The organism is Nonomuraea sp. H19 (assembly GCF_052068215.1).
Classification (GTDB): domain Bacteria; phylum Actinomycetota; class Actinomycetes; order Streptosporangiales; family Streptosporangiaceae; genus Nonomuraea.
Genome location: NZ_JBQHCV010000033.1, coordinates 48,301 through 66,250, shown reverse-complemented (window position 1 = coordinate 66,250; position 17,950 = coordinate 48,301). Strand labels below are relative to the sequence as shown.

General features: G+C 68.7%; 17 protein-coding genes. 11 read left to right on the top strand and 6 right to left on the bottom strand.

The genetic code is table 11. The features are described from left to right. The first annotated feature begins 146 nt into the window (after nt 1-146). The gene (locus ACTMTI_RS47565) at nt 147-2,516 is read left to right on the top strand and encodes an ATP-binding protein (protein ID WP_441127477.1); all 2,370 of its coding nucleotides are present in this window, start codon (nt 147-149) and stop codon (nt 2,514-2,516) included. A gap of 171 nt (nt 2,517-2,687) precedes the next feature. On the opposite strand, the gene ACTMTI_RS47560 is transcribed toward ACTMTI_RS47565, so the two are convergent. Further along, on the bottom strand, nt 2,688-3,116 hold the full coding sequence (locus ACTMTI_RS47560; protein WP_441127476.1) for a hypothetical protein: 429 nt from the start codon (nt 3,114-3,116) through the stop codon (nt 2,688-2,690). Between the two features lie 311 nt (nt 3,117-3,427). On the opposite strand from ACTMTI_RS47560, the gene ACTMTI_RS47555 reads away from it, so the two are divergent. Then, complete coding sequence (locus tag ACTMTI_RS47555) at nt 3,428-3,679, top strand: helix-turn-helix domain-containing protein (RefSeq protein WP_441127475.1); 252 nt, start codon at nt 3,428-3,430, stop codon at nt 3,677-3,679. Between the two features lie 41 nt (nt 3,680-3,720). On the opposite strand, the gene ACTMTI_RS47550 is transcribed toward ACTMTI_RS47555, so the two are convergent. Continuing rightward, nucleotides 3,721-4,674, bottom strand: a complete 954-nt coding sequence (locus ACTMTI_RS47550) for a radical SAM protein (RefSeq protein ID WP_441127474.1) — start codon at nt 4,672-4,674, stop codon at nt 3,721-3,723. A gap of 122 nt (nt 4,675-4,796) precedes the next feature. Between ACTMTI_RS47550 and ACTMTI_RS47545 the strand changes: the two genes are divergently transcribed. Genes ACTMTI_RS47545 through ACTMTI_RS47525 form a run of 5 tightly spaced genes read left to right on the top strand, consistent with a single transcriptional unit; the run spans nt 4,797 to nt 6,971 of the window. Then, nucleotides 4,797-5,120 carry a DMT family transporter gene (locus ACTMTI_RS47545; protein ID WP_441127473.1) on the top strand — a complete coding sequence of 108 codons (324 nt, stop codon included), beginning with the start codon at nt 4,797-4,799 and terminating at the stop codon, nt 5,118-5,120. Continuing rightward, entirely contained in the window at nt 5,117-5,686 is a 570-nt protein-coding gene (locus ACTMTI_RS47540; protein ID WP_441127472.1) for a TetR/AcrR family transcriptional regulator, read from the top strand. The genes ACTMTI_RS47545 and ACTMTI_RS47540 overlap by 4 nt, the downstream gene beginning before the upstream one ends. Nucleotides 5,687-5,706: 20 nt before the next feature. Continuing rightward, on the top strand, nt 5,707-6,261 hold the full coding sequence (locus tag ACTMTI_RS47535) for a GNAT family N-acetyltransferase (RefSeq protein WP_441127471.1): 555 nt from the start codon (nt 5,707-5,709) through the stop codon (nt 6,259-6,261). Next, a complete protein-coding gene (locus tag ACTMTI_RS47530) occupies nt 6,258-6,554 on the top strand; it encodes a DUF952 domain-containing protein (protein WP_441127470.1) in 297 nt (98 codons plus the stop codon). Before ACTMTI_RS47535 ends, ACTMTI_RS47530 begins: the two co-directional genes overlap by 4 nt. A 42-nt stretch (nt 6,555-6,596) precedes the next feature. Beyond that, on the top strand, nt 6,597-6,971 hold the full coding sequence (locus ACTMTI_RS47525) for a nuclear transport factor 2 family protein (RefSeq protein WP_441127469.1): 375 nt from the start codon (nt 6,597-6,599) through the stop codon (nt 6,969-6,971). 958 nt (nt 6,972-7,929) lie between these two features. Here ACTMTI_RS47525 and ACTMTI_RS47520 read toward each other — a convergent pair. Continuing rightward, complete coding sequence (locus ACTMTI_RS47520; RefSeq protein ID WP_441127468.1) at nt 7,930-8,127, bottom strand: hypothetical protein; 198 nt, start codon at nt 8,125-8,127, stop codon at nt 7,930-7,932. Between the two features lie 410 nt (nt 8,128-8,537). Here ACTMTI_RS47520 and ACTMTI_RS47515 point away from each other — a divergent pair, with 410 nt between their 5' ends. Continuing rightward, complete coding sequence (locus ACTMTI_RS47515) at nt 8,538-8,783, top strand: hypothetical protein (protein ID WP_441127467.1); 246 nt, start codon at nt 8,538-8,540, stop codon at nt 8,781-8,783. 824 nt (nt 8,784-9,607) lie between these two features. Next, nucleotides 9,608-10,666, top strand: coding sequence for a LacI family DNA-binding transcriptional regulator (locus ACTMTI_RS47510; protein WP_441127466.1), 1,059 nt, complete (start codon nt 9,608-9,610; stop codon nt 10,664-10,666). A 203-nt stretch (nt 10,667-10,869) separates the two neighbouring features. Here the strand turns inward: ACTMTI_RS47510 and ACTMTI_RS47505 are convergent, their stop codons facing one another. The 3 genes from ACTMTI_RS47505 to ACTMTI_RS47495 form a co-directional block, all read right to left on the bottom strand. Then, nucleotides 10,870-12,441 (bottom strand): lectin, encoded by a 1,572-nt coding sequence (locus tag ACTMTI_RS47505; RefSeq protein ID WP_441127465.1) that lies wholly within the window; start codon nt 12,439-12,441, stop codon nt 10,870-10,872. 13 nt (nt 12,442-12,454) lie between these two features. Then, nucleotides 12,455-13,642, bottom strand: a complete 1,188-nt coding sequence (locus tag ACTMTI_RS47500) for a cellulose binding domain-containing protein (RefSeq protein ID WP_441127464.1) — start codon at nt 13,640-13,642, stop codon at nt 12,455-12,457. A 256-nt stretch (nt 13,643-13,898) separates the two neighbouring features. After that, nucleotides 13,899-15,230: an extracellular catalytic domain type 1 short-chain-length polyhydroxyalkanoate depolymerase gene (locus ACTMTI_RS47495; protein ID WP_441127463.1), complete on the bottom strand. Its 1,332-nt coding sequence runs from the start codon at nt 15,228-15,230 to the stop codon at nt 13,899-13,901. A 514-nt stretch (nt 15,231-15,744) separates the two neighbouring features. Here ACTMTI_RS47495 and ACTMTI_RS47490 point away from each other — a divergent pair. Together ACTMTI_RS47490 and ACTMTI_RS47485 are read left to right on the top strand one after the other, a co-directional pair. Then, nucleotides 15,745-17,205 carry an endo-1,4-beta-xylanase gene (locus ACTMTI_RS47490; RefSeq protein ID WP_441127462.1) on the top strand — a complete coding sequence of 487 codons (1,461 nt, stop codon included), beginning with the start codon at nt 15,745-15,747 and terminating at the stop codon, nt 17,203-17,205. Between the two features lie 246 nt (nt 17,206-17,451). Next, the gene (locus ACTMTI_RS47485) at nt 17,452-17,634 is read left to right on the top strand and encodes a hypothetical protein (protein WP_441127461.1); all 183 of its coding nucleotides are present in this window, start codon (nt 17,452-17,454) and stop codon (nt 17,632-17,634) included. Nucleotides 17,635-17,950 lie beyond the last annotated feature (316 nt).

Below are 17,950 nucleotides of genomic sequence, written 5' to 3'. Positions count from 1 at the left end.
GCCCGGGACGCCGCAACGCCAAGCCAAAGGAAAAACTTGTTGTGGCTTTTTGACCGTGACCTCCTCAGATAACGGGCGAGACATAACCTGGTTAGTGACGGGGTCGCGGCTCATGGTGACCCGCCGGCCACGTCGCGCGAGGCGCCATGACAGCGGTGACGACCAGCACCTCCAGGGGGCACCACATCGGCATCCTCCCGGCCGAGGTGACGAGTTTCGTGGGACGTCGGCAGGAGATCGCCGAGGTCAGGCAGTTGCTGTCCATCTCCAGAGCGGTCACGCTGACGGGCATGGGAGGAGTGGGCAAGACCCGCCTGGCCTTGCGAGTCGGCCACGAGGTACGGCGCGCTTTCCGCGACGGCGTGTGGCTGGTCGAGCTGGCCGCGCTGGAGCAGCCGGACATGCTGGCCCGGGTGGTGGCCGAAGCTCTGCAGATCCGCGACCACAGCACCGCGCCGCCGCTGCGGGTGCTGGCCGACCACCTGCGCGACAAACAAGCGCTGATCATTCTGGACAACTGCGAGCACCTGGTCGCCGAATGCGCCGTGCTGGCCGAGACGCTGCTGCGCGCGGCACCCGAGCTGCGCATCCTGGCCACCAGCCGGCACGTGCTGGGCATCGCCAGCGAGCATGCGGTGCCGGTGCCGACGCTGCCGCTGCCCTCCGGCGACGGGCCGGCCCCCTCACCGGAGACGCTGACGCAGTGGGACGCTGTGCGGCTGTTCACCGAACGCGCCCGGGCGGTGCTGCCGTCCTTCACCGTCACCGAGGACAACCGCGATGTCGTCACCGCCATCGTCCGCTGCCTCGACGGCCTGCCGCTGGGCATCGAACTGGCCGCCGTGCGGCTGCGCGCCCTGTCGGCTCAGCAGGTGCTGGACCGCCTCGACGACCGCTTTCGCCTGCTCACCTCGGGGCCGCGCACGGTGCTGCCCCGCCATCAGACCCTACGCGCACTCATCGACTGGAGTTACGCCCTATGTTCGGAGAAGGAACGGCTGCTGTGGCATCGCGCCTCGGTGTTCGCCGACAGCCTGGACCTGGAGGGGGCCGAGACGGTCTGCTCCGGGGACGGCATCGAAGCGGAGGAAGTCGTCGACCTGGTGATCGGCCTGGTCGACAAGTCCGTGCTGATTCGAGAAGACCACCAGGACGGCGTCCGCTACCGGATGCTGGACACCCTGCGCCACTACGGTCGCGAGCGGCTGTCCGCCTGCGGCCAGGAGGCGCCGCTGCGGCGGGCACACCGTGCTTATTACCGCGATCTGGCGGCTCGGGCTCGGGCGGAGCTGTTCGGGCCTGCTCAGGTGGCCTGGTTCGGCCGGCTGCAGGCGGAGGGCGCCAACCTGCGCGCCGCCCTGGACAACTGCTTCACCGCACCGGCGGACAGCAGGGCCGGCCTGAGCATGGCCACGGATCTGCTCTATCACTGGATCACCAGTTATTACCTAGGTGAGGGACGGGCCTGGCTGGAGCGGGGACTGGCCGCCGTCACCGAACCGGACGAGGTACGCGGCCGCGCGCTGTGGGCCGGCGGCTGGCTGGCCGTCATCCAGGCCGACATCGGCGCCGCCGCCACGATGCTGGAGGAAAGCCGCCGCATCGGCGAACGCCTGGGCGATGAGTCCATCCTGGCCTATGTGGCGTTGTTCTCCGGCATGGTCGCCATGTGCGAAGGGCGTACCGAAGACGCGATCGCCTGCTACGAGCAGGCGCTGGCCGGGCACCGCCGCACCGGGGACGCGGCGGGCCTGGCCCTGTCGCTCATCCGGCTGTCGCTGGCGCGCTCGTTCGCGGGCGATTCGGCGGCGGCCATCGCGGCGGGCGAGGAGTGCCTGGCCGTGTGCGACGCGCACGGGGAGGGCTGGCACAAGGCGTACACGATGATGGCCCTGGGCGTGGAGGTGTGGCGGCAGGGGGACCCGCAGCGGGCGACGGAGCTGGAGAAGCAGAGTCTGCTGTCCAACCGCTCGATGGGTGACATGCTGGGCGCCGGGGTCAACATCGAGGTGCTGGCCTGGGCCGCCGCCACCCAGGGCCTGCACCAGCGGGCCGCGCGGCTGCTGGGTGTCCTGCAGACGGTGTGGGACTCGATCGGGGCGCCGCTGTCCGGGTACGGGCATCTGGCCCACTATCACGACGAGTGCGAGGCGGCCACTCGCCGGGCGCTGGGGGAGTCGGCGTTCGCCGCGGCGGTGGCGCGGGGCGCCCGGCTGCCGTATGAGGAGGCGCTGGCGTACGCGCTGCACCAGGACGACCGGCCCGGCGAGGACGACATGCCCGGCGAAGGCGTCAAGGGGGAGATGGCGCCGCTCACGCGCCGCGAGACGGAGATCGCCCAGCTTGTCGCGCAGGGGCTGACGAACAAGGAGATCGCGGCGGCGCTGGTGATCGCTCAGCGCACGGCGGAAGGCCACATCGAGCATATTTTGACCAAGCTCGGTTTCGGCTCGCGCGCGCAGATCGCCGTGTGGGTCGGCGAGCGGGTCAGGGCCGAGGGGCCTTCGCGGTCGTAGCCGGCCTCGGGGGTCCTCGGGGGTCCTCGGGGGGCGGGGGGTGCCGTCAGTACGGCAGCTGGCGTCCTGAGGGGGTCCGCAGGTCTGTGCCGTGGTCGTGGCGGGGCTTGGTCCTGGGTGTGCGGATCCTGATCCTGCGCACAGGCGTCGGTCCTTTCTGCTGGGTGGCGGTCAGCTGCGGAGTTCGAACCAGACGGTCGTGCCGGCGACGCCCCAGCAGCAGGCCAGCCGCTCCAGCGCCGGGTGGTGCGGGGGCCGGGCCGGGTGTGCGGCGTCGGCGATCTCGAAGCGCAGCAGCCCGTCCTCGGCGGAGACGGTGAGCCTGATCTTGTCTGCGCCGTTGTCGAGGGCGTCGGTGACGAACTCGCCGACGAGCCGTTGGGCGGCGCCGGCGTGCTCGCCCAGCTGCCAGGCGGCCAGCTGGGTGGCGGTCATGCGCTGTGCGCTGGGCACCGCCGAGGGGCGTGCCGACAGCGTCCAGGAGGCGGTGTGGTCCTGTCCGGTCCATCCGGCGCGGACCGCGAGGTCGTGGGCCGTGGCCAGGAGCCCGTTCCAGGAGGCGAGGCCGGTGGCGGGCCGTTGTGGGACGTCACCTAGCATGAGGTCGCCGCCTTGGAGATATTCGGTATGACACATGGCTCGCACATCGATCCTTTCCCCCGTCGGTGTGAGCATGTCTTCAGCATGCGTGGCTAACCCGCGAGAGAAGGACGGGACAATTCCCCTTTTCGATACCTAGTGGGTACGTAGGTAGCCGCGGTCACATCCTCCTCATGCCGGAGAAGGACGAATCCGGTCGAGCCGGACAGGGGAGTGGCCCGCTGGGGATCGGTCTGTGCGCGGCGGCAGGGCATCACGCCGGAGACGATAAATATACCGGTATTTCTATGCCAGGGTATAGACTGGATGCCATGGTACGACCTCCGCTGACCCCCGAAGAGCGGCTCCGCGGCGAGCAGCTCGGCTTCGTCCTGCGCCAGGCCCGGGGCGAGCGCAGCATCGTCGAGGTCGCCGCCGCGGCCGGCATGTCCGCCGAAACCCTCCGCAAGATCGAGACGGGCCGGATCGCCACACCCGCCTTCTTCACCATCGCCGCACTCGCCGACGTGCTCGGCATCTCCCTGGACCACCTCGCCGGCCGCTCCACCCCCGCCCCCACCTGACATCAGGAGCACCCGGGCGGCTCGGCCTCACCACACCGGCGTCACACCAGCGCCAGCTGCGCCACCCGCGGCTCGCGCGGCCGCGGCACACCCGGCCCGCAGCGCATCCCGTACATCTGGCACAACTGGGCGATCTGCCCGGTGATGCGCTCCTCATAACCGGGGGAAGGCAGCCCCGACCGGTCATACAGCTCCTCATACCGCGCCACCAGCTGCGGATGCGCCTCCTGCAGCCACTCCAGATACCACGCGCGCGTGCCCGGCGGCAGCCGCAGCACCACCGGCTCCACCGCCCGCGCCCCCGCACCCGCGATGCGCCGCACCGTGGCCGACAGCTGATCGGCGGCGTCACTCAGCAGCGGCAGCACCGGCGCCATCAGCACCCGGCAGTCCACCCCCGCCTCCACCAGCGCCGAGACCAGCTCCAGCCGCACCTGCGCCGTCGGCGCGCCCGGCTCGACCGCCCGCCGGATCCGCTCGTCGACGAACGCGATCGACACCGCCACCTGCGCCCCCGCCCGCGCCAGCAGCTCGGCGTCACGCAACACCAGCGCACCCTTGGTGTAGACGGTGAACGGCACCCCCGCCTCCGCCAGCGCCCCGATCACCCCCGGCATCAGCCGGTAGGTCTCCTCCGCCGCCTGATAGCAGTCGCCGGTGACGCCCACCGCCAGCTCCTGGCCGTCCCAGCGCGCCAGATCGGCCCGCAACCTGGCCACCGCGTTCGGCTTGACCACGATGCGGGTGTCGAAATCACGACCGGCGTCCAAACCCAGCCGGCGATGACCCGCGCGGGCGCCGCAGCCGCGGCAGGCATGGGCGCAGCCGCGATAGGGGGAGACGGCCCACCGCTGGGCGATGCCCGCGGCCTGCGGCACCCGCTCGATCATGGTGCGGGCCTGCGTCTCGTAGAAACCGTCACGCACGACCGCGCGCCGCTCGATCAGCGGGCGATCGTCGGCGGCGTCAACCAGCGGAAGCGCGTCCCAACCCACACCGACCAGTGGAACACGTTTTCGACAGCGTTTTCAAGCGGATCCGCCAACCCCGGGGGAGCCATTCCCCACACTAAACTGGCACGCTCGTACCAGTTTCCGACCCTCGAGGGGAAACACCCATGGCCTGGCTCCTGCTCGCCGCCGCCATCGCCTCGGAGGTCCTCGCCACCTCCGCACTCAAACTCAGCAACGGCTTCACCCACCTCGGCTGGACCCTCGCCGTCGCCACCGGCTACATCACCTCCTTCGCCCTGCTCGCCCAAGCCCTCAAACTCCACCTCGACATGGGCACCGCCTACGCCATCTGGTCAGGCGCCGGCACCGCCGCCATCGCCCTCATCGGCGCCGCCTTCATGGGGGAGACCCTCACCCCCCTCAAGATCGGCGGCATCCTCCTCATCATCGGCGGCGTCGTCGTCCTCAACCTCGCAGGTGGCCATTGAACCCCCACCACGACCCCGCACCACCCCGCCCCGCACAAGAACGCGGCCGCCGCCGCCGCGCCACCCTCCTGACCGCCGCCGTCGACCTGCTCACCGAAGGCGGATTCGCCGCCGTCACCCACCGCGCCGTCGCCCAGCGCGCCCACCTGCCCCTGGCCGCCACCACCTACTACTTCACCTCCCGCGACCAGCTCCTGGCCGAAGCCTTCGCCCGGCTCGTCGAAACCGAACTCGCCACCACCCGCACCTGGATCACCGACCACGGCCTGACCGCACTACCCGACCAGATCGCCCACACCGACCGCCACCGCCAGCTCGGCCTCTGGGAGCTCTACGTCCACGCCGGCCGCGACCCCGTCCTCCAGCAGATCGCCCGCCGCTGGACCGACGGTTGCGTACACCTCGTCGCCGACGCCCTCCACCTGCCCGCCACCGACACCCGCGTACGCCTCCTCTACACCACCCTGTTCACCCTCTGGCTCGAACACCTCGTCGAACAACGCCCCCTCGACGACACCCGAGCGCTGCTCACCACCGCGATCGAAAACGCATTGCGACCCCCATGACCCGTCCCTACACTTCCCCCGTGCTCCAACCCACGTACCCGATCACCACAGACCGCCTCATCCTGCGCCCCTTCACCCAAGACGACCTCGACGCCGTCCACGCCTACGAATCCCGCCCCGACGTCGCCCGCTACCTGCTCTGGGAACCCCGCGACCGCGACACCTCCCGCACCTACCTCGACAAGAAGATCGCCCGCACCGCCCTCCACGACGAAGGCGACGCCATCGACCTGGCCATCACCCTGCGCGACACCGGCCACCTCATCGGCTCGGCCCTGCTCATCTGGACCAGCAAAGAGCACCGCCAAGGCGAGATCGGCTACATCCTCCACCCCGGCCACCACGGCCACGGCTACGCCCCCGAAGCCGCCCGCGAAATGCTCCGCCTCGGCTTCACCGACCTCGGCCTGCACCGCATCACCGGCCGCATCGACGCCCGCAACACCGCCTCCGCCCGCGTCCTCGAAAAACTCCACATGCGCCACGAAGCCACCCTCATCGACAACGAATACGTCAAAGGGGAATGGGCCAGCGAAGCCATCTACGCCATCCTCGACACCGAATGGACCCCATGACCATCCACCACCTCGCCCTGGCCGCCGACTGGCACGCCGCCCAGAAAGCGGGGGAGTACCGCATCTCCACCCTCGGCCGCACCCTCGAACAAGAAGGCTTCATCCACTGCAGCCACGACCACAACCAGCTGCGCACCGTCCACACCGCCTACTACAGCGGCGTCACCCAACCCCTGCTCATCCTCGACATCGACCCCACCGGCCTCGACATCCGCACCGAGAACGGCTACCCCCACCTGTACGGGCCCCTGCCCATCACCGCCGTCACCGCCACACGCCCCTACACCACCTGACGCGCCGCCACAGGGATCCACACCACCAGCACAATGGTCCCCATGGACACCCGAACCGCAGCCCAACGCTTCGCCGACACCTGGCAACACGGCTGGACCCACCACGACACCGCCGCCATCACCGCGCTCTACCACGACGACGCCGTCCACACCAGCATGCCGTTCCGCCCCCCGCACGAGAGCAAACAAGCCATCGCCGACTACATCCAATGGTCGTTCACCGGCGAAAGCCAGCCCCGCGTCACCTTCACCGCACCTATCGTCGACGGAGACCAGGCCGCCATCGAATTCCGCGTCCACGCGCTCGCCAACGGCCGCCCCGTCACCCTCGCCGGCTGCGTCTTCGCCCACTTCGACGCCGACGGCCTGGCCGTACGCACCCGCGACTACTGGCACACCATCGACGGCCACCGCTGACCCGCCATCTCCACACGCCCGCCGGAGACATGCTGATCGCCCAATCATCGGAGACCTGTGCCGTCTCCGGCATTGCCGCCGCCCGCAAGCACACGACTGTGACGCCGTGTGACCCGAGGCCGGCCCCCGGACAAGGCTTCGATCGCCGCCCACCCAGGCACCATCCCCACTGCGCGGGGCGGCCAGCGGCCGCCGCCTACGGCCTTGACCTTGCGCTGCCACCCTCCCCGGACCATCTGCGCTGGGTGATGCTAATCCCGCCCGGATCGCTCCCCGATTCCGCACCCCGCCCAATGTCCGGGAACGACGCCCATGATCCCGCTATCGGCGACAACAGAATGGCACCCCGACCTTCGGCAGGTCATCCGCCTCACGGACCCGGGCGACACGTCTCAGTTGCCGCTGCGCACCTACACCGCAGAACAGCGCTGGACATCAGACCGCAGAACAGCGCTGGACATCAGGACGGGTCACGTGGGCCGGCGACGCAGCCCACACCGCGGCTCCCACCACTGGCAAGGCGCGAACACCGCGCTCCGGGACGCGCAGGCGCTCGCCTGCCATCTCGCCTCCATGGCACGGAGCGAAGCCACCATCACGAAAGCCTTCGAACGCTACGAAACGACCATGCTGGACCTACGGCCGCGCAGCCGTCAACGAAAGCCCCGCCGGCCGTTCCGATAGACCTCAAGCTCGACGCCGACGGGTGCCAGCCGCTACGCGCGGCACCAGCAGCCGTCCGAGCATCGGCACACGACCGACATCCGCACCCGTGATCACGAACCCCAGGCGGTCAGTGTCGGAAACCCGCGTCGGAAAGCAACCTCAGTGAACGCCGACCGCCATCACCCTTGGACGCCTTCATCCCTGAGCTGCGGCCGCAACCCACGGGACACCCCCCGGCGCCGCTCGCCCATCGAATCGCGCCGGGGCACGACAGAACCCCGTACAAAAAAGATCAGCGCACCACGCGCAGCGGCGCCACACCGGCCGCCGCCGGCGGCCGCGGCGCCGGCTCGGCACGCACCGCCGGCTCGGGACGCGCCATCTGCTGCGTCTGCTCCGCCCTCTCGGCGCACCCGCCCTCGCAGTAGCCGTTCGTCACGATCAACCGGCCCCGCAGTGTCGTGTACGCATCCTTACCGGACGCGGGCATAACACCCTGACACACCGGGCATAGCACCGACTGACTCCCCACGTGCTGCTCCTCTCACGGCGCGAATAGCACGAGCTCCACCCTAAATCCATACCTTGCGTAAAGGACAGCGAATCAACATAGCGTCAAACGGCCCGTCAGACCCGCAGGGGACCCGCGCCGCACCGCACCCGAACCGGCGAAACCCCGCTCAGCACGCCGAACACGCCATCTCCGGCCCCGCGGCGCACGCGCGAACGCCGTCCGTGCCGCTGAAAAACTTTCGCACCAGACCCGTCCGCCTCAGCCGTGCAGGGGAGCGGCAGCCCCTACCGGAACAGAGTCAACTTGACATAATGTTCATTATCAAGCAACGATCCGTACGCCGAATAGACCCCGTATTCCAGGGCAGACGCACACACATGCTCACCATGGAGATCACGACCCCGAGCCTCATCGCGCTCACGGCCGTCATCACCGCAGCTGCCATCTGGCTCATCATCCTCGCCGCCCGCCTCACCGAGCGGCCGCGCAACCGTCCCAACCCCAGCATCGATCTTGTCGATCAGGCCCGCGAGCTCAAAGCCCTCGGCCAGATCCAGGAAGCCGTCTTCCTGGTGCGGGGCGAAACAGGCATGAGCCAGCGCGCCGCCGCCCGCTTCGTCAACCGGCTGTGAGCCTGGCGGTCTCGCCCAAACGGACAGAACTGCACGAACGGTGAGTTTTAGCGTCATACCGTACAGAACGAGGATTCTGTTCTGTTTGACTTGTTTGTTGGCGTTCGTCCCCATCCGTGTCGCATCAGGTGTCCTATCTCATCGGACCTGCTTGGGCTGGCGGGTACTCGTCTCAGTGAAAAGGCGCCTCGATCCCGGAGATCCGCGGTGACCCGTCGGCTCGCAAAGTGCGGCGGGATACGCAGACGGGGCAGCGACCCGGGCGCTCCCCCAGCCTCCCACCACCGACCTCCTCGCAATCAGCGGGCGTTTCGCGTCCCGGCCGGGCCCATGGCGACCCGCCCGCCGGTGCGTGATCATCGGTTGGGGCCGTGCGTGCTGCCCGACGCATTCACCACCGGCAGCGCGTCCCCGAGCCACTGCCGCACAAGCGGCTGTTCCTTGCCCGCCACCGGCTACTCCCCTGTTTCGATCGCGGCGGCAGTGCTATGGAGGGCCGGACTTCAGCGGGCTCCGTCCCTCCCCTGCCCTGGTTGGTCAGGACCGGAAGTGATCTTGCGGTGTTGTGTGTGCCCGCCCCTGCCATGCGCCGCTCTTGTTTGGGCCGCGACGGTCACCGTCACTGCGCAGCGCGTTCTTTGCAGGCCTGGTGCTGGGCGGGTGCGTCCGACGGCAGGAGGTCACCGGGCCGCCGCGGCGGTGTCTCCATGGCGGTCTGGGTGTCATGGGCGCGAAGCATGCGTTTGAGGGGTTGCCGGCAGCCGCCGGGGTGCTGGGCGGTAGTGATCGTTCGCCCGGCGTGACCACGTGGCTAAACTGCCGCTATGACCGCAGAGTCGTCCCCTTTGACCCTCGCGCAGCTCGCCGAGCTGGCGGGAGTTTCGACCGCCACGGTCTCGAAGGTCGTGAACGGCCGCTCCGAGGTCTCGCCGGAGACGCGGGCCGCTGTGGAAGATCTCATCCGGCGGCACGGCTATCGCAGGCAGCGTCGGCGGCCTGCCCCGACCGCTGTGGTCGAGGTGGTCTTCCACGCCTTGGAGGGCGACTATCCGGTCGAGATCATCAAGGGTGTGGAGGAGGTGGCGCGCGAGCACCAGCTCATGGTGGCGGTGTCGGAGCTGCAACACCAGCAGGCCACGGAGCAGGGCTGGTTGGAAGGGGTGCTGCGCCGTCGCCCCACCGGGATCGGGGTGATCGCGGTGTTCTCCAGCTTGAACGAGGCCGAGCGGGAGCAGCTTGCCCGGCGTGAGATCCCGCTCGTGCTGCTGGATCCGGCCGACGCTCCTGGCAGGGGCACCCCGTTGGTGAGTGCGGGCAACTGGAACGGCGGGCTGGTGGCCACGCGTCACTTGCTGGAGCTGGGGCATCGCCGGATCGGCATCATCACCGGCCCCGACTACGCGCTGTCCGGGCGGGCCCGGTTCGACGGCTACCGGACCGCTCTGGACATGGCGGGCGTTCCCGCCGACCCCGGCCTCGTCGCGTGCGGTGACTTCCTCATCGAAGGCGGGATGGCGGCCGCGCAGCGGCTGCTGCGGCTGCCCGATCCGCCCACGGCCATCTTCGCCACGAACGACGGTCAGGCCATCGGCGTCTACCACGCGGCCCGCCGGCTCGGCCTGCGCATTCCGGATGATCTGAGCGTGGTCGGTTTCGACGATCTGCCGTCCGTGCGATGGGCCACTCCGCCGCTCACCACCGTTCGCCAGCCTCTCACTGCGATGGCCGCCGCGGCCACGACCATGCTGCTGACGCTCGCGCATGCCGGCCCTCTGCTCCAGCACCGCATCGAACTCGCCACCGAGCTCGTCGTCCGCGAGAGCACCGCCCCTCCCCCGCCCGGTCGCCCGGGCAGGGGTGGCGGATCGCCGTCAGCAGGGTGAGTTGAGTGCGGCTGTTGCCTGTGTGCGCTGGCTGCCAGGGTTGTTGACTATGTGTGCTTCGTCGGCGACGGCGAATCCCAGGTGCCGAGAGGGTCGTCGGCCAGGCGCATGGGCGTACGGACGGTGAGATCGCTGCGGCAATTGGCCTGACCGCGCCACCGCTTTCGCGACGGCGCCGCCATCGGGGTCGTGGGATTGGGTCCTCAGGTGCGGGCCCACCGCTGGTTGGTGCCGCCGTTGCAGGACCAGATGATCAGCTTGGTGCCGTTGGCGGTGGCGTTGTTCGGCACGTCGAGGCACAGACCCGAGTGCGCTGCGGTGATGGTGCCGTCGGCGTTGTGGCGCCACTGCTGGTTGGCTTGCCGGTTGCAGTCCCAGACGATCACTTGGGTGCCGTTGGCGGTGCCCTGGTTGTAGGCGTCCAGGCACTTGTTGCCGTAGACCCGTAGTTCACCGCTCGCGGTGGGTGTCCATTGCTGGTTGGGCTGGCCGTTGCAGTCCCAGATCTGTGCCTGCGCGCCGTTGGCCTGCGAGGCGCCGGTGACGTCCAGGCATCGGCCTGAGGCGGCCCCTCTGATCGCGACCGTGGGGACGATGCCCCCTCCGGTGAGGGTGTACATGGCTGCGCCGTGCCCGGGCACCGAGGCGCTGATCGTTCCGGATGTGGAGGACGTCGTGTGCGCCCACAGGTCGCGTACCGAGTAGGAGGACGCCGGGCCCAGGCCCAGGGCTGAGGCGGTGGTGGAGATGGTCGAGGTCGAGGTGCCCCGGTTGAGCAGGACGATCGCGACCGAGCCGTTGGACATCGGCTTGCGCCAGACCTCCAGGTTGCCGTTGTCGCTGATCTTGTGGCCCTGCCTGCCGGCCCAGTCCTGGTTGATCGCGATGACCTCGGTGTTGGTCAGGATAGAGCGGGTCTCGGCGCTCATCGAGCGGATGTCGTTGCCTGCGATGAGTGGCGCGTTGAGCAGCGACCACAGGCTGAAGTGTGCCCGTCCCTCGGTCGGTGTGAGCGCGCCGACGCCCACTTCCAGCATGTCGGGGTCGTTCCAGCCCCCGGGCCCGGAGTACGCCTCGAGTCCGACCTGCTGGTCCAGGATGCCCATGATGGAGTTCCAGTTCGCGGCGATGTCGCCCGTCGTGCGCCAGGAGTTGCCCACCGGCATCCCCCAGGTCCACACGTTCTCCTGGCCCCAGTTGCACAGGCTGTACAGGATCGGGCGCCCTGTGGCGGCCAGCGCGTCCCGCATGGCGGTGTAGCGCTGCTGCCCGCTTCTGCCCTGGTGGTCGCCGCAGTTGTCGTACTTGAGGTAGTCGATTCCCCAGGACGCCCACAGGGCGGCGTCGCGCCGCTCGTAGCCGAGGCTGGCCGGGTACCCCGCGCACGTGGTCGTCCCGGCCGAGGAGTAGATGCCGAGTTTCAGCCCTTTGGCGTGGACGTAGTCTGCCAGGGCTTTCATGCCGCTGGGGAATTTCTGCGGGTCAGGCACCAGGTCCCCGTTGGCGTTGCGGTTCTTGGTGGACCAGCAGTCGTCGATGTTGACGTATTCATAGCCGGCCGCGGCCATGCCGCTGGAGACCATGACGTCTGCGGTCTGCCGGATGAGGTTCTCGTTCACGTTGCAGAAGAAGGTGTTCCAGTCGTTCCACCCCATCTGCGGTGTACGGGCGAGCCCGTTGTCCAGCGCGATGGCCGGCGGCGCCCCGCTGCCCATCGCGACCAGGGAACCGGCGGCCAGTAACGCCGCCAGAGTGAATCGAATGATTTTACGCATCTGACTGTCCTCCTCATGCGGGTCGGTCAGCAGCGGGAGGTGCTCCGGCGTCGCAGGAAAGGGTGGGCGTGGCCGGGGCGCCGTTGGCGGTGAAGCCGAAGGTGGTGGTGTGGTTGGCCGCGATGGAGCCGTTGTAGGACTCGTTGTGTACGGTCACGCCGGCTCCGGAGCCGGAGCGGATGCCGTTCCACAGGCTGCTGATGGTCTGTGCGCCCGGCCAGGTCCAGCTGACCGTCCAGCCGTTGACGGCGCTGGCGCCGGCGCGGACGGTCACGGTGGATTGGAAACCGCCGGACCAGGAGTTGACGGTCTCCATCGTGGCTGTGCATGCACCGGGTGCGGGGGTGGGCGATGAGGAGCTTCCGAATTGGGAGAAGAATTTCCACACCTCTGCCTTGGTCCAGGTCGTGACGCCGTTGTCGGTGTAGGTGCCGTCCACCGGGGCGGGCGTGTGGCCGTTGTCGAACGCGGCCCAGACGACCGGGTAACCGGCTCGGCATCCGGTGTAGGTGGTGACGATGTGGCTGCGGCTGCCCGAATTCGGCTCGGGAGGGTTCTGCGCGGTGCAGCCGTTGTTGCGGACGAACCTGTCACGCAGCGCTCGTCCTTGCGCGATGCTGAGCACCGTGTCCCCGAGGCCGTGCAGTCCCATGTACGCGACGGGCTGGGTTCCGCCGCTGCACCCGCTGAGTTGCGCGCCGGAGAAGACCGCGACCGCCCGGAAGATCGTCGGCCGCGAGCACGCGAGAGAGTAGCTCATTCCGCCGCCGTAGCTGAAACCGGTGGCGAAGCGCTGGGAGGTGTCGACGCAGAGATCCGCTTCGATGTGCCGGATCAGGTCGTCGACGAAGGTGACGTCCTCGCCGTTGCTGTTGGCCCAGCCGTTGTTGAAGCCCTGGGGTGCGACGAAGATCGCGCTGTTGTTCGACAGCTGTCTGAGGCCGTAGAAGGACCAGGGATATCCGCTGGTTCCGCCGGAGTCGACGTCGGTGGCGGTGCCGCCCCGCCAGTGGAAGCCGAAGATCAGCCGGTAGGGGGTGCCGTTGTGGTAGTTGTCGGGAAGCCGGAGGATGAAGGAGCGGTTTTTGCCGCTGGTCTGAATCGAGTGCGTACCGCTTCTCAGGGTTGGGGTTTTGCCGCATCCGGCGGTTGTCGCGAGGGCGCCGGCGGGCGTCGCGGCTGTGCCGGCGTCGCTGCTCATCGCCGCATGGCCCGTGGCCAGTACGAGAAGTGCCGCGGCAGCGACCGCGATGGTTGTGAAAAGGGAGCCGCGTCCTGACATCACGTAATTCCGATCTTGGTGGGGATTCCGATGCGTCTGGGTGGAGGAACCATTCGCTGCTCCCTTGTTCGGCGAGAGCGTCGGCCGGCTTGGGGTTATTGGAAGGAGGCGTCGTTGATGGAGAAGGCGTCGGTTTTCATGGTCACCTTCCGAAGGTCGGGCGAGCCGCGGTGTGTCAGGTGCGGGTCCAGCGCTGGTTGGCGCCGCCGTGGCAGGAGTAGAGCTGGAGCCGGGTGCCGTTGGCGGTGCCCTGGCCCACGGCGTCCAGGCACAGCCCGGACTGCACCCCGGTGATGGTGCCGTCGGCGTTCAGGCGCCATTTGTGGTTGTCGCCGCCGTGGCAGGAGTAGATCTGGATGCCGGCGCCGTTGCCGGTGCCGGCCGCGTCGAGGCATTTGTTGCCATAGACCCTGAGCTCGCCGGCCGAGGTGGCGGCCCACTGCTGGTTGCCGCGCCCGTTGCAGTCCCACAACTGCACCGCGGTGCCGTCGGCGGTGGCGGCGCCGGGCACGTCCAGGCAACGCCCGGAGCCGACTCCCTTGATCTGCCCGGCGGGTGGTGGAGTCGGCGTCGTGGTGGACGAGCCGCCGTCCAGGCCGAAGAAGCGGATGGCGTACGCGGCCATCCCGGTGCGCGGCAGGTCGTGGCCGGCTCCGGTGATGGTGTACGCCTCGACCTGCCCGGAGCCGAAGACTCGCCGGGTCCAGCCGGATTGCGGGCTGTCAGTGGAGGCGGGGGTCTGGCTCAGTCCGTGCGCGTTGGTCCACTGGTCGACCTGTTCCTGCAACATCGTGTACGGCAGCACCGAGTCGGCGGTGCCGTGCCAGGCCATCACGCGCGGACGGGGCCCGGTGTAGCCGGGGTAGGCGTTCCTGACCAGGTCACCCCACTGCTGCGGCGTCTTGTCGCCGCAGCCGGCGGGGCCGAGGCAACCGTAGGGAACTCCCGCGAACGGCGCGCCGGCTTTGAACACGTCCGGGTAGGTGGCGAGCAGGTTGTTGGTCTCCATGGCGCCGGAGGAGAAGCCTGTGGCGAACACCCGCTGCGGGTCGCCGTTGTAGCGTTGCAGCACGTGGTTCGTCATGGAGACGATCGACACCGGGTCGCTGCCGCCGCCGTGGCGCAGGGCCTCGTTGGACCACACGTCGAAGCAGTTCGACAGGCCGTTGGCGCTCTTGTTCGCCTGCGGGTAGATGACGATGAAGCCGTACCGGTCGGCCAGCGAGGCGAACTCGGTGCCCTGGTGGAAGGCCGGAGCCCAGCCGTTGCAGCCGTGCATCGCCACCAGGACTCCCGGGCGGGGTGCCACGGTGTCGGGGACGTAGAGGTACATCCGCAGACCGCCGGGGTTGGCGCCGAAGGTCGTCACTTCGGTCAGGGCCGCCGCCGACGCTCCCGGCGCAGGCGTGAGGAACACGGACAGGGCGGTGGCCACCGCCGTGATCAGAGCCACCAGGGCGGCTCCGATGCCCGCGTACCTTCTCGTACGCGGTTCGCTTCGCTTCATTGGTTCGCCTCTCCCTGTTAGCGCTAACAAGTCGGGCTCCCCCTCGGGCCGGTGGAGGTGGTGGCGGGACGGAGCAAATACGAGGCAGAAAGGTACTGTCAAGAGCGCCTTGACGTGCAGCGGGTCGGCGGGAGCAGCGCCCCAGCATGCTCACCTCGGATTATCGAGTCTGGCCGCGTTGATCAGCGAGAGCGTTGCGATGAAACTTTCACCTGCGCTCCAACCAGCGAGTCCGGCCGAAACTTTCAAAGGCCACGCGTCCCACATTGGTCCAGCACAACCGGCACAGGCAGGGACGGACGTCGCCGAAACATTTCATTACATCCTTGACAAGTTTCGGCGAGATTCCCACACTGAGTGTCCGAGGTGATCTCCCCTACCGGCTCGGTGGCGCTCAGCAGGGGGACTGCCGTCCCGACGCCTGTGGTGTGCGTCCCCACCAGGGCGCGGCGTCGGTCCCGCGGGTGTGTCCCGCACGATCCTTTCCCCATGATTCGCATACGGAGGCACAAGCATGCGTGTCAACGCCATGTCCCCACCTGCCGCCCGACGGCCGCTCGGCGCGCGCCGCCGGGCGCTGATCGCCGGCGCGCTCGGCGCACTCGGCCTGATCACGGCACTGGCGACGGCGATTCCGGCCGACGCCGCGGAGAGCACGCTCGGCGCGGCCGCCGCACAGAGCGGCCGCTACTTCGGCACCGCCATCGCCTCGGGCAGGCTCGGCGACTCCGCCTACACCACGATCGCCAACCGCGAGTTCAACATGGTGACGGCCGAGAACGAGATGAAGATGGACGCCACCGAGCCCAACCCGGGGCAGTTCAACTTCTCCGCCGGGGACCGGGTCTACAACTGGGCCGTGCAGAACGGCAAGCGGGTGCGCGGGCACACCCTGGCCTGGCACAACCAGCAGCCGAACTGGATGCGGCCGATGGAGGGCAGCTCGCTGCGCCAGGCGATGATCAGGCACATCAACGGCGTCATGGCCCACTACAAGGGCAAGATCTACGCCTGGGACGTGGTCAACGAGGCCTACGCCGACGGCAACTCCGGCGGCCGGCGTGACTCCAACCTCCAGCGCACCGGCAACGACTGGATCGAGGTGGCCTTCCGCACCGCGCGCGCCGCCGACCCGGCCGCCAAGCTGTGCTACAACGACTACAACATCGACAACTGGACCTGGGCCAAGACGCAGGGCGTCTACAACATGGTCAGGGACTTCAAGGCCCGCGGCGTGCCGATCGACTGCGTCGGCCTGCAGTCGCACTTCAACAGCAACAGCCCCTACAACAGCAACTACCGCACGACCATCCAGAGCTTCGCCGCGCTGGGGGTCGACGTGCAGATCACCGAGCTGGACATCCAGGGCGGCTCGGCCACCACGTACGCCAACGTCGTCAACGACTGCCTGGCGGTGCCGCGTTGTACCGGCATCACGGTCTGGGGGGTTCGCGACAGCGACTCCTGGCTCGGCGTCAACGCCGCCGCGCTGCTCTTCGACAGCAACGGCAACAAGAAGCCCGCCTACACCGCGGTGCTCAACGCGCTCAACGGCGGCACCACGACGCCGACGCCCGGCGGCGAGGTGGGGCAGATCAAGGGCACGGCCTCCGGCCGCTGCGTGGATGTGCCCAACGCCAGCACCACCGACGGCACCGCGGTCAACCTGTGGGACTGCAACGGTCAGAGCAACCAGCAGTGGACGCAGACCTCGGCCGGGGAGCTGAAGGTCTACGGCAACAAGTGCCTGGACGCCGGGGGCAACGGCAACGGTGCCAAGATCCAGATTTACTCCTGCTGGGGCGGCGACAACCAGAAATGGCGCGTCAACTCCGACGGCACGATCGTGGGCGTGCAGTCCGGGCTGTGCCTTGACGCCGTCGGCGCCGGCACCGGCAACGGCACGGGGCTGCAGCTGTACAGCTGCCACGGCGGCGGCAACCAGAAGTGGACCTACAACGCGGGCACCGCGTGAGCTTCGCCGACTGCGCGCAGTGGGGCCTGGTCCTGCTGACCCGGACCGGCTCCACCTGCTGACCGCACCCCCGGTGCGACCCTCCCTCGGCCCCGGTGGGCAGACCGAGGGAGGGTGAGTCACACCCGTCCGAAGCGGCCGGGTGTGGCTCAACAAGGTGTTCTCGCGGTTGACGATGCGGCACCGGCCGCCGTCCAGGTCTACCAGCTGCCACTGCAGGTTGGCACTGCCGTGTAGCTCCACTGCTTGAGCACCGAGCCGGAAGCGACGTTCCGGCCGCTGTCCACCACCAGGCCGGTGGTGGCGTTCGTGATCCGTACGTGGCTCGCCGGCGGGCCGGACGGTCATGCGGAACGTGCGCCCGGCTTGGCCGGTCAGTGCGATGACGCCGGATTCGGGTCGGGTGACACTGACAAGGTGAAGCCCTGACCGCGCGGCTCGTTAACCGCGCAGGAAGAAACTTAATCGAGATCAATGACGATGCCGACTGCGCGAGCGGAGCGGGCGTAGGCCGGCAACATGGTGCCGATGAGCGGCTGAGTTCAGCACCAAGGCTCAAGGGGATCATCCCCTCTTGACTTCAAGTCAGCAACTTACCGCGGAATCTGCCGCAAATTACTCTCTTGCCAACGGGTAACTACTGTGAAACTTTCACATGCACGAGGAGCGCGGCGCGATCTCCTTGGAGGCAAAACTCCAGGCGGGAAGGCGTTCCGATGCCAACGCCCAAGTCGGCGAGGGGCTC